Consider the following 14,153-nt stretch of genomic DNA (forward strand, 5'->3'; position numbering starts at 1 on the left):
TATCCCAATAATTAACATTTAGCTGGTTTTCCAGTTACTTTTCGAGAATATTCAAAACTGCATACTGTTTAGGATTACTCTTGCGGTAATGAGCTGTCTTTCGGCATTCCAAAACTATATCACCCTTTTGACTCACTTGCTTGGATATTGTCAATAGCATAAGCTTATTAAACGACCACTCTTTTTTTCTTGTAATATATATTCGATGTATAAGTAAATTTTGGGGGGCATTTTTAAAAATAATATTTTTTTTGATTATAGGTATTATTACAAAATTGCTTTTTTCATTTTTATATTTTTTCGCCGTTAAGGATTTTATAAAATCCGGGTGCGACTTGTCCAGTGCAAATTTTACAATTTTCCGGTAAAGTTTTCACTCTTTGCGGATACTGCTGAAATTCACCATCTTCCATTTGATTGAAATAGATTTGCGAACAGCAATGTCCTATCGGTTCTTCAAAGGCCCTATACATCTTTTTCCACAATGCTTTTATTGGAGTTTCGAAAACATTGCCGAAGTTAAAGGGTATATAATCGCATGGATACAAATTTCCATGACCGTCAATAAAAGAGTAATATCCGGCAGCACCGCATCCGAACATTCCTTGAGATTCAAAGTATGAGCAAACGGATACTTTCGGCAAACTTGCATCCTTATTGCACAATATATGCAGCTCAATCAGTTCTCTTCGCTCATCATCAGTAAGTAATTCCTCCCGGTTTATTATCCCGCTTTTTCCAAAAGGCTTCGGTTCCATCAACCTTACTTCATCAACTCCGCTTTCTCCGAGAAACTTTATAAATTCCCTAATGTTTCCTTCCTTTAAAAGCTTCTTACTGCAAAAAGTCCTTGAAACCGTATAAAGCTCAGCCTTTTTTGAGTTCTCAATTGCATTTAAGGCGTAGTGATAAGCACCATTAAAACCCATTATTTCATTATGTTCACTTTCACTCATCGATTGAATATCTATTACCGTTCCGTATAAGCCGGCTGATTTTAAATCTCTTGCTCTCTGAGACGTCAAGCCATATCCTGTGGAATATACATAAGACACACTTCTGTCATCAATTTTTTCAATGATTTGCTCAAGATCGTCTCTAAGTAGAGGCTCTCCGCCGGTAAGGCCAACAATCCCAACCCCCATATCCTGAATCTCATTTATCAAAGATATGAGGATTTCTTTTTCCATATCTTTAAAAAGATTCTTTTGCCCTTCAAAAGAACCGTTTCCATCATTTGAATCTCTGTTATTCGGGTATCTTGATGTAACATCAATATTCATCCAAACCGGAAATTTCCTTTTGCCCTTTGCAAGATTTTCAAAAACGTTGCCGCCGCTTCCCGGTATACCGTCGAACAGACTGTTAAAAGCCTTTGTATTTATTGGCGGAATAAAAGAACTAATCACAAAAGTATTTTGATGCTGTAAAATCCTTTCATTCTTAAAAGCATTATGTATACTTCCAATAAAGTTCTTTAGTTTGTATTCCTTATTTTCAGACAAAACTTTGTGAATTTGCCAAGCTTTTTTTACAAGCGAAGGATTTACCGCCATTTTTACAAGTGTCACTATATTAATTATATTAATATTAATATCCATAATCAAAGTCATCCCTTATATAAAATAAGTTAAAACAGTCCAAATGTTTTTACAATTATATTCTATCAAAACATTCCGTATTTTCAAACTGATAATATCCCTCATGCTGTTTTTAAAGAAATTTACCCATAAAAAAACTGCCTCTAATTTGCTTCGAGGCAGTTTTTTCACGTCAATTGATTTTTACATTAATTGTTTCCTAATTAATCAATGCTTTTTGCTTTCTCGACGAGCTTCACAAATTCATTTCTGTATCCATTGTCATCTCTGTCGGCATATTGCCTTGCAACCTCAAGAACATGGCTGTAGGAAGAATTGCCTTTATATTTCGACTCTCTAAGAATTAGACCGAATTCTGCAACAGCTGCTGCAAACTCAAGATTTTCCGATGCCATTACCTCATCCTCTTCTGTCACAGTCTTAGAAAGCAGTTTGCTTGTAATGGATTTGGGGTTTTTATACCTTATTTTTACTGTAGCAACTTCATCGCTGTCTATAAGTTGAGATTTCTGATATTTGAGCTCGTCAACCCCTGGGACCTCAAAATCCGAATCCGCCGGAACAATCTCATAGAGTGCGGTTACCGAATGCCCTGCACCAATTTCTCCGGCATCTACCGAATCATCGTTAAAATCTTCGTCTCTCAAGAGCCTGTTTTCATATCCGATCAACCTGTAGGCCTTTATCTTTGCAGGGTTAAACTCCACCTGTATTTTTACATCCTTTGCAACGGTGTTTAAAGTTGCACCCATTTCATTTACAAGGACTTTCCTGGCTTCTGCAATATCATCTATATAAGCATAGTTACCGTTACCTTTGTCTGCAAGGCTTTCCATCTTTGAATCTTTGTAATTGCCGGTTCCGAAACCGAGCACCGTAAGGAATATGCCTTCATTTCTTTTTTTCTCAATCAACCTGACAAGCTCAGCCTCACTGCTAACGCCGACATTAAAATCGCCGTCAGTAGCGAGAATAACACGATTGTTGCCCGACTCGATAAAGTTTTTCTTTGCTATTTCATAAGCAAGTTTTATTCCTTCGGCACCAGCTGTTGAGCCCCCTGCTTCCAACTGCATCAAGGCATCAAGTATCTTATCCTTTTCATTTCCGGAAGTTGAATCCAAAACCAAGCCTGCCGCACCTGCATAAACCACAATCGACACCCTGTCATTCTCGCCCAGTTCGTCTACAAGAAGCTTAAAAGCCGATTTTAAAAGGGGAAGCTTGTTAGGTGCATTCATTGAGCCCGAAACATCTAATAGAAAAACCAGATTGTTTGGAGGAAGCTCCTCTGTGGAAAGTTTCTTGGTCTGAAGCCCCACAAGCATAAGTTTGCTTTCGGGGTTCCACGGGCACTGTCCGATCTCAGTTGTCACGCTAAAAGGATCGTCTCCGTCGGGCTCAGGATAGTCATATGTGAAGTAGTTTATCATTTCTTCAATTCTTACGGCATCTATAGGCGGCTTTTGCGAAGAATTGAGAAAGCGTCTTATATTGCTGTAGGATGCCGTATCCACATCCACAGAAAATGTTGACAGAGGATTGTTATATGTATCAAGGAATATATTCTCGTTAATAGCATTGTAGTCCTCGGTATTATATTGGCTCGGATCAATATCACCATCTATTTCCCCATCATACTGAAAACCCATGGTTCTCGAATTGTCAAGATTGTAGTTTGAATCCATCGCCGTCAAATTGCCATACTCTTTTAGCGATGCCCCGCCGCAGGAAGAAAGCAAGGCAGCCATCAAAATAAAGCAAACCAAAATCCACACGACATTTTTTGTGTATTTTGTAATAATGTTTATTTTCATATAATTCCCTCCGTTTTTTTGTGTTTTTTGTATTAGACGGAGTTCCTTATTTTTGGTTCCATATTTTATTTATAATTTATTTTTTTCAATCCAATCGACTACATAACCGGCTGCATGACTGTCATGGTGAACGCAAACACAGTCACAAGCTTCTATCAGCTCGGGATGTGCATTTTCAACAGCAAACCCTGTTCCCGATGTTTCTATCATTTCTATGTCATTTTGATTGTCACCAATGGAAATTACTTTACTTTTTTCAATTCCCATCATCTTTGCAAGCTCTATCAAAGCCCTCCCTTTTGAAGTTTCTTGGTCAAGAATCTCTAAAAACTGCTTCTCCGAATACACTGTTCTAAATCCTTCCGCCCTTGGCTTTAAAAAATCCTCAACCTCGGGAAGCCTCTGGGGATTAGCCGTAAGTATGACCTTGTAAAATTTTTCGGGTATTTCATCCCGAGAAATCAGTATAGGGTTAAAGCCTTCCTTTTTCCTGTGCTTTTCGGTCTCTTCATTTTCCCGCAGCAAATAAACATTGTCTCCCCCCGGGAATATTTCAATTCCTAAATAAGGGAATTTGTCCAAAACCTCTTTTAATAATCCTCTTATGTCCTCTCTAAAGCCGCAGGTCCAGAGATTCTTTTCATTATCAAAATCATATATAAGTGCACCATTATATAAAATCACAGGAGCATTTACCGGCAAAACCTTCAAGTATTCTCTTACTCCAAGCTCCATTCTGCCCGTGGCAATAGTAAATACTCCTCCGTTGTCTACAAAATAAGAAATAGCCTTTATATTCTCTTCACTTATTTCAAACCTGCTGTTTAGCAAAGTCCCATCCAAATCACTGACAAGCATTAATCCTTTAAATTTTCTCTCCATTACCAAACTATCCCTTCACATTCAATCCTATTCTCTATTAATAAGTTCACCGATTTTTTGTGCAGCGTCTCTTAAATCCCGGGCAATATAATTTACAAAGCTAAAGTCCTGCTTGTCGGTATACACCGACGGTACGGCAATTGTATAGCATCCTGCCTTTACCGCCGCAAGAGCACCGTTGCTTGAATCCTCAAGAACAATACACTCAGACGGCAGGACCTGAAGCCTCATTGCCGCAATATTATAAACTTCAGGGTCAGGTTTCCCTTTTTGAACTTCATCCGATGTTACAAAAATATCGAAATAACCTCCTATATTAAGTTTATCCAGCACTATTTTAAGAAATTTACTCGGAGAACCTGTAGCAATACCCATCTTCAGCTTTCCCTTGAGGCTGTTTAAAATATCGGAAAGCCCCGGCATTGCTTCAACCTCATTTACAAGCTTTTTAACAAACAAATTGTCCCTTATGCCCAGCAGTTCCTCGGGGGAAATATCAAGCCCCAGATCCTCTGCAAAAACAGTTATAGCTTCTATAGGCTTTCTCCCCATCATCTTCCACAGAGTTTCATCTTTAACTTCTTTTCCAAAATCTCGGGCTATTACCCTTTCTACTTCAAAATACAGGCGTTCCGTATCAATCATAAGCCCGTCCATATCAAATACAACCGCTTTAAATCTTTCCAAAATAAAACACACCACCCATTTTATAAAACAATAATTAAAATTGTACAATTGCACATCAAAATACTTTGTCTTTTCCCGAACGCGTATATATAATAATAATAGTATACAACAATAATTTCAAGGGAATGATGCAAATGCCGAAGAAAAGATTTTCAAAAAAGTACGAGGTACATTACTACGAAATCAATTCTATGCAGGAAGCAACTCTTTTGTCCCTGCTAAACTATCTGGAAGACTGTGCAATATCCCACTCTGCTTCTGCAGGATACGGAGTCAACGAGTTAATGGCTGCCGATTCAGGCTGGGTATTAAACCGCTGGTCGATTAAAATAGACAGGCTTCCAAAGCTTGGAGAAACAATTAATGTGGAGACATGGGCCTCTTCTTTCGAACGTTTCTACGGCTACAGAGAATTTCTCGTAACGGATGGCAGTGATAAAATCATTTTAAAGGCATCATCCGTATGGATATATTTCAATATTAAAAAAAGAAGACCCATGAGAATCCCTGCCGAAATGGGAGATGCTTACGGTATAGATGAAGAAAGAGCTTTGGAGCAGCCCTTTACAGACCTTGATTTTGATTTTGAGCCCGATATTTTAGAGGAATTTTCCGTAAAGAGGAGCGATATTGATACAAACAATCACGTCAATAACAAGAAATATATCGACTGGATTATGGAAACCATACCTCAGGAAATATACGACAACTTCAAGGCAGCATCTCTCCAGATTATTTATAAAAAAGAAGCTTCCTTAGGCTCGGTCATAAAATCCGGATGCATAATCGACCGGGAGCATAACGAGTCACCTCGGCTTTTTCACAAGATTTGGGATAAAAATACCGGCGTGGAGCTGGCATCGGCAGAAACAATCTGGAATAAGATATAGTCATATATAAATCTGCCGGCATTTACATGAGCTTTGAGATGCTAATAATAAGGGCTGAGTACAAGCCCTTGTACTCAACCCGATTTCTTGTTTTTTGCTTATTATTTTGCTTTCCGTTATCCTTGAACACTTGGAGTAAATGTTGCACAGTCTGTTTCTTGAGAATCCAGTGCATTTTTGGGCTGAACTTCAATTTTTTCCGCGGCACAATGGTCGCCGCTCATATAATAATGGCATGTGTTTACAACGCACTTTATACCTTCGTTTGGGCGGTTCATTTTCTGAACTTTCATAATGCATCCTCCCGAATTTGTATTAGTGAACTACAATATTATTTTTAAAAGAATACCGTCTTTTAATACATCCATTAATATGAAAAGCAAAGTAAAATATTATAATATAATCTGTAAGAATTCACGCATAAAAAACACAGAGTATCTTTCAATTAAAAGACATTCTGTGCCATAGGCTATATTTTTCAAATTTTGAAATTAAAAACAGTAAAATATCAAGCAGTGGCAAAGGTATTCAATTTTGAATTCCTCTGAGGTTCCAACTGCTGTTTGTACAAAACATACTTTATCGCATTGCTGGTTATCTCAGCCATCTTATAAACCAATCCGAGACTCGTATTCTGGAGCATTACATGAGGCGCAAATCCTCCAAATGCTACAATACCGGACAACGATATATCACCGACAGGGGGCAAATCCTTGCCCACTCCGCTTCCGGGTTTTATCGGCTCATTGCAAAGTCCGATGTGTCCGATATGTTCGATATTTCCTATAGATGCATCAACGGCAATAACAAGGGTATTCGAAGTGTCGATTTTATCCACTGTTTCCTTCAGGTTTAAAGCATGGACAGGCTCAATAATTGTACCGTAAACATCAAAATCGTATATTTTGCACTTTGAAAGCATGAAGCCCACCAACGGTCCAAAGCTGTCCCCCGTGGAACGGTCCGTACCTATACCTACAACTGCAATTCTTTCGTATCGTTTGTCAATGTTTTTAACCATGTTGTAAATTTCATGATTCAACTTGTACTGGCACAATTTCTCTTCTGCGCTAAAATATAGCTTCTTAGATTTTAACATATTACCTACTCCCCTAAGAAAAATACAATAATTTTAAATAAAATCTTATTAATCTCTCTTATTTTTAGTTTACAAGTACATTATACAACAAATCGGACTTGCAAAAAAGTGCAAAAAATTCGCATTTTCTTTCACGTCCTTAATCTGTAGCCTGCTCCCCAAACAGTTTCAATATACTGGGGGTTTGAAGGCTCCGGCTCAATTTTCTCCCTGATTCTTCCAATATGTACGGTAACCGTTGCAGCATCCCCCAAGGAATCCACTCCCCATATCCTGTCAAAAAGCTCTTCCCTTGAAAAGACCCTGTTGGGATTCTGGGCCAAAAACAATAGGATATCAAATTCTTTCTGTGCCAGGTTTACTTCCTTTCCGTTTACAAATACCCTTCTTGAATCCTTTTGAATTTCAAGTCCCCTTATCGTAATGGAAGCCGAATTATTATTTCCAAATTTATTTTTGAGTCTTTCATATTTTGCTATGTGAGCATTTACCCTTGCCACCAGCTCTCCCGGACTGAAGGGCTTGGTAATATAATCATCGGCCCCAAGCTTCAAGCCGCGGATTTTATCAAATTCCTCCTTCTTTGCGGACACAATAAGCACAGGAATATCCTTTTCATCACGAATTCTTTTCAATATTTCATATCCGTTCATTCCGGGCAGCATAATGTCAAGAATCAGAAGGTCATACTCTCCATGTTGAATACACTTTAAGCCATCAACACCATCCGTGCATATGTCCACAGAAAATCCGTTAATTTCAAGATAATCCCGTAAAAGCTCCCCTATGCTTTCATCATCTTCAACGATAAGAATCTTTCTCATAAATTCTTGCCTCCTTCAGTCCACATATTTTTTGAGAGAAATCATCACACTTGTCCCTTCGCCTTTACGGCTGACTGCCCATATTTTTCCCCCATGCCCTTCTATTATCTGTTTGGCAATAGCAAGTCCCAGTCCGCTGCCTTTTTTAGTATCCCTTGCGGAATCGGCTCGGTAAAATCTATCAAAAATATAAGGCAAATCGCTTTCACTTATTCCCGACCCGTTGTCTTTTAACTCTATTACCACATTTGACGTTGCCTCCCTCAAAAAGATATCTATTTTTCCATCGTCCTTGTCCATATACTTTCTCGAATTATCAATTATATTTATCACCACTCTTCGTACCTGATCCCTGTCTATCATTATATAGCGCTTTCCTCTCATGTCGTTGTGAAGCTCAAGCTTAATATTAGATTTCTCAAGCTCAATATCTATTTCATATATGCAATCTTCGAAGTACTTTAACACATCAGTCTTTTCAAGGTTAAACGAAACCTTATTCATATCGAGTCTTGAATACAAAAGAAGGTCATCAATCATTCTGTCCATATGAACTGCTTTGGAATGAACCGTCTTTAAGTATTTTTCAACCTTCCCGGGAGTATTGGCTACTCCGTCCAAGATACCCTCAACATACCCTTTTATTGATGTTATAGGAGTCTTTAGGTCATGGGATATACTTGAGAAAAGCATTTTTCTGCTTTCGTCATATTTTTTCTGTGTGTAGTTTGCCTCCACAAGCTTAAGTCTCATTTTCTCAAAAGAATGGCACAGCTCCCTTATTTGGGCATCCCCATCCTCAATGATTTCAAAATCAAGGTCGCCTTCACTTATCTTACCCGCAGCGGTTTGAAGCTTTCCTAAAGGAGTTATGACTTTTTTTGAAAAAGTGATAATAATAACCACATTGGTTATTATAAAGCTGATAACAAACATCAAAATTGAAAATATGAATAATTTTTCCGTTGTCATCCAATCATTTATGGCCGGCGCAAGCAAAACAACTTTTCCGTTCTCGCCGCTCTTAAAGCTTACAGGTATTGTTTTTACCATATAGGTTTTGCCCTTAATTTCAACAATATTCTTAAACAGGTTATCGCCTGTCTTTTCAAGACACCTTTCCAACTCAATAATGCTGAGCACTCTCGTTTCAAAAATCCTCTCCTGTCCCTTTAGCACCACTATATCGGCCTCTATGCTGTCAAGTCTTGATGTAATATACTGCTGAAAATCTTTTTCCAAAATTACTTCCGGGGAATTTTTAAGTACGCTTCCGTCTGCTTTAAAAAACTCGTATTGTATCTGCGTAAGCTTTTTTACATTATTATAGTTGATATCAACATCATGTATTCTTCCGAAAATAAACATAAAAATAAAAGATGCTACAAATGTTATCACAAAAGGGATAACAATAATTGCAGCATTCGAAAAAATAAGACGTTTTTTTAAATCCATGTCCCATTTCACCTTTTTACAAGTCTTTTTTATCAAACAAATAATATCCCGCTGTATAAAACATTATAACATAGCCTGCCATAATAAGAAACTCTCTCATAAGCTTGCCCAACGGTATGATATCAACATTCCACAAAACATACCAATCGAACATCGATGTTATAAAAAAGTTTGTGTACCTCGGAAATACCAGTGAAAGCGCATTAAAAGCTATGAACAGAATAATCGATAAAAAGAACACTGTTGTTCCGCTTTTTAATACATTCGATAAAAACACAACAATAAGGGCAAAGCCCATTACAGGTATCAACGTAACAATATAGGACAAAATTATTCGAAAAACTCCGGACACGGATAACGATACAGCGTTGAAAACAACGCCCACTGCCAAAGACAAAAGCATCACCATTACCAGATTTGCAAGAACAAAAAAGGCAACAGCGCAGATTTTGGCCGTATACAGCTTCATCCTTGAAACCGGTCTGGTTAATGTGATTTTCATCGTATTGTGAGAGAACTCACCGGAAAACACATCTATCGCAACAAGTGTCGTAAATAACGGCAATATGGTATTAACCAGCAGTGACAGCACCAGAATCGGAAACTGAGTACTGCTGGCAGCTATCAACCCAAACCCCTTGTTTATTCCCATAACCACCAGCTGTCCCATAACTATGGCAAGGAGTGACAGTATAGCTGCTACAACAACCTTCTTTTTTCTGTATATTTTCTCTACTTCATTTATAAATGCGGCCTTAAACGTTGCCATTTTTACCTACCTCACTTACAAAATAGTTTTCAAGTGAAGCAAAGTTTTTAAGGATGTTTTCGGTTGTATCCACATTAACCAATTTGCCGTTGTACAGTATCCCAATCCTGTTACACGTTATCTCCACATCATGGATTAGATGGCTTGAAATAAAGAAGGTGGTCTTCTCTGTCTCTGCAAGCATCTTAATAAGCTTTCTTATCTCTATCATGCCTTCTACGTCAAGCCCGTTTAACGGCTCGTCCAATACTACCAATTCGGGCTTGGATAAAATTGCTGCAGCCAAACCCATCCTCTGCTTCATACCGAGGGAAAAATTCTTCACCTTTTCATTTTTAAACTTAAGGATTCCGGTAAGCTCCAAAACCTCGTCAATTCTACTATTATCCACATTATCATAGAACCTGGCAAAAAGCTTTAGGTTTTCATAGGGCGAAAGATATGCATAGGACTCCGCAGTCTCAATAATACATCCAACATTCTTCATGGCCTTTTCAAATTCGGTTATGACACTGTGTCCGAAAATCTTCACATCTCCGCTGTCCGGATGCATGAGACCGGTCATAATCTTCATGGCCGTAGTCTTGCCAGCACCGTTAGGACCAAGAAATCCAAACACATCCCCTCTGTATACATCAAGATTTATATCAAAAATTCCTCTTCCATTCTTATATAATTTGGTAAGTCCCCTTATTTCAAGAACAGTTTCCATTTAGCCCTCCAAAAAAATAATAATTTATGAAACCGACAGCGGAAAACCCGCTGTCAGTCTCAAGAAATCTGAAACAATTTCTGTGCCAAGTGATTCTTACTCGTCAAAATCCTTGAAGAATGTCGAATTAAACAAGATTCCATCCTCAATATATCTATCAGTTGGAATATAGAATTCTACTCTTCCCATGTTCAAATACATGTAACCGTCAATTACTTTGCCTGAAGCATCGGTGGCTTCAAGATAATCTTTATTTTCATCGCTTATGTCTGCCTTTAAGCTGTAACTGCTCGATTCATTGTAATAATGAGCATAGTTTTCCTTGTAAATTTCGTTGTATGTTCCATAGACATAATCGTCATCAAAGCCTGTAATTTCTATAATCCTTTCACCTACCTTGACGAATCTGTCGTTTTCTTCTATCACAATGTCATTCTTCCATTTACCAAGATATTTTTCCAATTGAACGTAATTAAATCCCTTATTGTGTTCGATGTTCTTTTCTACTTGCTTACCGGTCAAGTCAGGCTTTACTATTTCAGTAGAGTTTATGTTGTAAACCTTGAGCACCAATTCAACTTTCAAATCATGCTTTGTTCCGTTTTCCTCACTTCCGGAGATTACAATTTCTCCAAACAGGTTTTCGACTATTCCGTCCCCGTTTACATTAGCTCTTCCTCTTACTTCCTTCACAAACACATCATTCTTGAGGTACGGAATATCAAATTCATTCTGTCCCGAAGGACTGTCAAATACCGTTTTCTTTGCGGCATATGCCATAACTGCATTAACCAATGCAGGAATCTGTGCATCGCTCAATTCTCCGGAAAATTCCTTGGTTCCGTCAGAGTTTTCCGCTACAATGACGTACTCCTTAAGATTTCCTATTAATGCATCGAATATTCTCTCAATGTACTCAAACTCTTCATCTTCAAAGAAATTCTCAAAAGCCGGTACATCTTTATCTTCAACTTCCTTCTCATAAAGATAGTAGGTTTCTCTATTGTAGTTATGGTATATTGTAGACCAACTGTCACTATAGCGGAAAAAACCGTCCTTCAAAACTCCGCCAACTTCGGTAGTCGATAATTCCTCCATTTTGTTGTTGGCAAAGTCATACTTTGTTATCGCGGAATTTGATATCAGCACTTTGTCATTATCCTTAACAGATAATCCCATTTCCGCGGTAAAGCTGTCGTATTCCTCCGCAATGCTTGCAACCGTTTTCTTTATCGCATCCTTAAGCTGGTCATACCCTGTTTTGGAAACAACATCCGCAAAGGCTGTTGACACAAACAATACTGCTCCGACGCAAAAACTTATCAGCATCGTCAGATTCTTTCTTCTTTTCATTTCCACCTCTCCTTTTTAAATAAAATTTAAGGAAACGTCTCCTCACTTTCTATTCTACATACCAGCTATAAAATCCAACTAAATAATATATAAACAATTTATAAACTTTTGTACAATTTCATATAAACTTGCTTTGCAGACGGCTATCTGGCTTTATTCAATATGAATTTTGGTATCATTCCCTTGATTCGGGCCGGCAATACATCAAAATCCCTTTTTGTTATTCCCCTGACCAGTATCATTATGTAGAAATATACCGCCATGCCAAACAGAACCGAAACAACTGTAGATAAAGCATTTACAAGATACGCACTCTTGATAAATCCTAAAACAACGGACAATCCTTTGTATACAAGCCATACAGAAATACCCATCACAACTGATGAAACAGCCGGTTTTACCGATTGCTTCAGTATGTTTATTTTAATTTTCAATTCCTTTCTTACGGTTATTGTATTAAGAATAATGGTCAAGCCGTATCCCACCATACTTCCTATCACCGCACCCATGATATTTATACGGGGATTTGCTATAAGTATGTAATTAAAAATTATCTTTGCTATAATTCCTAAAATTACGTTTATTGTTGCCTTGTACAGTTTTCCCGCCCCCTGCAAAATCGAAGACTGTATTTGTACAACGGACATGAGAATGAGTACCAGTGAACCGTAGCGCATTAGATGCGAGCCTGCTCCGTATTTCAATACGGCGTAAACAGGTTCACTCAATATGGACAACCCCACGGCCGATGGAATTACTATCAGCATGCAAAGCCTAAAAGCGTGGTTGGATTTGTCCTCAACCTGCTTTACATCTTTTTCTGCTGCAGCTCCTGAAATAGACGGCAGTACCGCAGCCGCAAGAGCCGAAACTATGGAAATCGGCGCATTCATTATTTGCTGGTACTTGGATAAATAGCTGTGCATGACCGATGCCATTTCCAGCGTATAACCGCCAGCCAAAAGACGCCCTCTTATATTGGCCACATCAATAAGGTTTCCTGCATATTGAGCACCCACGCAAATAGTTATGGGCAGGCTGTAATAAAATATCCTTGTGGCAAGCTCTTTGTATGAGTATCTTTTGGCAGTTTTTCTATGCTCTTTCAAATTATTAATCTCTTCACTTCTTCTGTTGTATATAAATATTAGAACAATAACGGACGCCAATGCTCCCACAGTCGTTCCAACGGTACCTCCCGCACATGCTGCTTCAAGGCTTTTACTTATAAGCAATGCAGCAAACAGCACAGTGAATGTCATGTTGAATATCTGCTCAACCACTTGGGATACGGCGGTTGGAGTCATATTGCTCATCCCCTGGAAATATCCCTTGTACGCAGATGCCAATGCAGTAAAAAACAGTGTTGGAGACAATGCCGCTATTGCAAGGAATGATTTTTCCGAATTAATCATGACAGCTAATGGCTTCGCTGTAACAAACATAAGCACCGTCAAAACAGTACCTATTATAATAAGGAAGAAACGCGATATTTTAAAAATCCTTAAAGCGTCTTTGTAGTTTCCCACAGCAACAAGCTCTGATACAGACTTTGCTATTGCAACGGGAATACCTGAATTGGCAATAACATAAATAAAAACATAAACCTGATATGCAGCAGCATAAATACCGTTTCCTTCATCCCCTATAATGGCAAGTAAAAAAGGAATATAAAGTACCGATAATACTTTTGTTATCAGTCCTGCCGCCGACAGAACCGCAAACCCCTTTGTCATTGACTGTTTTTTCATACCTACTCCTAATTTCCATAAATTATGCCTTCAACTGATATTATTGACAGCATATGCGCCATCATACCTATTCTAATACAATGAATGGAGTTGTTCAAGTTCTATGAGCTTGCAGAACTATATTTCTTAAAAGAAATTTTGTGTATGAATAAAACAAAGCCCTATGGAGTAACCATAGGACTTTGATATTAAATCTGGCAGCGACCTACTTTCCCGGGACGTCTCCATCCAAGTATCATCGGCACTGAGAAGCTTAACCGGGAGTTTGACAGTTAGTTGCTAAAAATTAAAAAGTAAAACGTCTGAAACCCAT

13 protein-coding genes are annotated in these 14,153 nt (G+C 38.2%); 1 reads left to right on the forward strand and 12 read right to left on the reverse strand.

Going from position 1 to position 14,153, the window contains the following annotated elements; translation table 11 throughout:
- Window positions 1-290: 290 nt before the first annotated feature.
- The 4 genes from PLH43_RS10360 to PLH43_RS10375 all read right to left on the reverse strand — a co-directional run bounded on the left by PLH43_RS10360 (window position 291) and on the right by PLH43_RS10375 (window position 4,987).
- Complete coding sequence (locus PLH43_RS10360; RefSeq protein ID WP_324362799.1) at window positions 291-1,601, reverse strand: radical SAM protein; 1,311 nt, start codon at window positions 1,599-1,601, stop codon at window positions 291-293.
- Window positions 1,602-1,804: 203 nt separating this feature from the next.
- Complete coding sequence (locus PLH43_RS10365) at window positions 1,805-3,418, reverse strand: VWA domain-containing protein (RefSeq protein WP_324362801.1); 1,614 nt, start codon at window positions 3,416-3,418, stop codon at window positions 1,805-1,807.
- A 69-nt stretch (window positions 3,419-3,487) separates the two neighbouring features.
- The gene (locus PLH43_RS10370) at window positions 3,488-4,300 is read right to left on the reverse strand and encodes a Cof-type HAD-IIB family hydrolase (RefSeq protein ID WP_324362803.1); all 813 of its coding nucleotides are present in this window, start codon (window positions 4,298-4,300) and stop codon (window positions 3,488-3,490) included.
- A 27-nt stretch (window positions 4,301-4,327) separates the two neighbouring features.
- Window positions 4,328-4,987, reverse strand: coding sequence for an HAD family phosphatase (locus PLH43_RS10375; protein ID WP_324362805.1), 660 nt, complete (start codon window positions 4,985-4,987; stop codon window positions 4,328-4,330).
- 134 nt (window positions 4,988-5,121) lie between these two features.
- On the opposite strand from PLH43_RS10375, the gene PLH43_RS10380 reads away from it, so the two are divergent.
- Entirely contained in the window at window positions 5,122-5,877 is a 756-nt protein-coding gene (locus PLH43_RS10380; RefSeq protein ID WP_324362807.1) for an acyl-ACP thioesterase domain-containing protein, read from the forward strand.
- A gap of 116 nt (window positions 5,878-5,993) precedes the next feature.
- Here PLH43_RS10380 and PLH43_RS10385 read toward each other — a convergent pair whose 3' ends face one another.
- From PLH43_RS10385 to PLH43_RS10420, 8 genes are all read right to left on the reverse strand, one after another.
- Window positions 5,994-6,170, reverse strand: a complete 177-nt coding sequence (locus PLH43_RS10385) for a DUF1540 domain-containing protein (protein ID WP_324362809.1) — start codon at window positions 6,168-6,170, stop codon at window positions 5,994-5,996.
- A gap of 215 nt (window positions 6,171-6,385) precedes the next feature.
- The gene (gene yyaC, locus PLH43_RS10390; protein ID WP_324362811.1) at window positions 6,386-6,976 is read right to left on the reverse strand and encodes a spore protease YyaC; all 591 of its coding nucleotides are present in this window, start codon (window positions 6,974-6,976) and stop codon (window positions 6,386-6,388) included.
- Between the two features lie 131 nt (window positions 6,977-7,107).
- On the reverse strand, window positions 7,108-7,800 hold the full coding sequence (locus PLH43_RS10395) for a response regulator transcription factor (RefSeq protein WP_324362813.1): 693 nt from the start codon (window positions 7,798-7,800) through the stop codon (window positions 7,108-7,110).
- 15 nt (window positions 7,801-7,815) lie between these two features.
- Window positions 7,816-9,255 (reverse strand): HAMP domain-containing sensor histidine kinase, encoded by a 1,440-nt coding sequence (locus tag PLH43_RS10400; RefSeq protein WP_324362814.1) that lies wholly within the window; start codon window positions 9,253-9,255, stop codon window positions 7,816-7,818.
- A gap of 16 nt (window positions 9,256-9,271) precedes the next feature.
- On the reverse strand, window positions 9,272-10,024 hold the full coding sequence (locus PLH43_RS10405; RefSeq protein WP_324362815.1) for an ABC transporter permease: 753 nt from the start codon (window positions 10,022-10,024) through the stop codon (window positions 9,272-9,274).
- Window positions 10,011-10,736 carry an ABC transporter ATP-binding protein gene (locus PLH43_RS10410; protein ID WP_324362818.1) on the reverse strand — a complete coding sequence of 242 codons (726 nt, stop codon included), beginning with the start codon at window positions 10,734-10,736 and terminating at the stop codon, window positions 10,011-10,013. Before PLH43_RS10410 ends, PLH43_RS10405 begins: the two co-directional genes overlap by 14 nt.
- Window positions 10,737-10,832: 96 nt before the next feature.
- Complete coding sequence (locus PLH43_RS10415; RefSeq protein WP_324362820.1) at window positions 10,833-12,089, reverse strand: hypothetical protein; 1,257 nt, start codon at window positions 12,087-12,089, stop codon at window positions 10,833-10,835.
- 143 nt (window positions 12,090-12,232) lie between these two features.
- Complete coding sequence (locus PLH43_RS10420) at window positions 12,233-13,840, reverse strand: polysaccharide biosynthesis protein (RefSeq protein WP_324362822.1); 1,608 nt, start codon at window positions 13,838-13,840, stop codon at window positions 12,233-12,235.
- Window positions 13,841-14,153: the final 313 nt, after the last annotated feature.

Source organism: Acetivibrio sp. (assembly GCF_035371925.1).
Taxonomy (GTDB): Bacteria; Bacillota; Clostridia; order Acetivibrionales; family Acetivibrionaceae; genus Hungateiclostridium.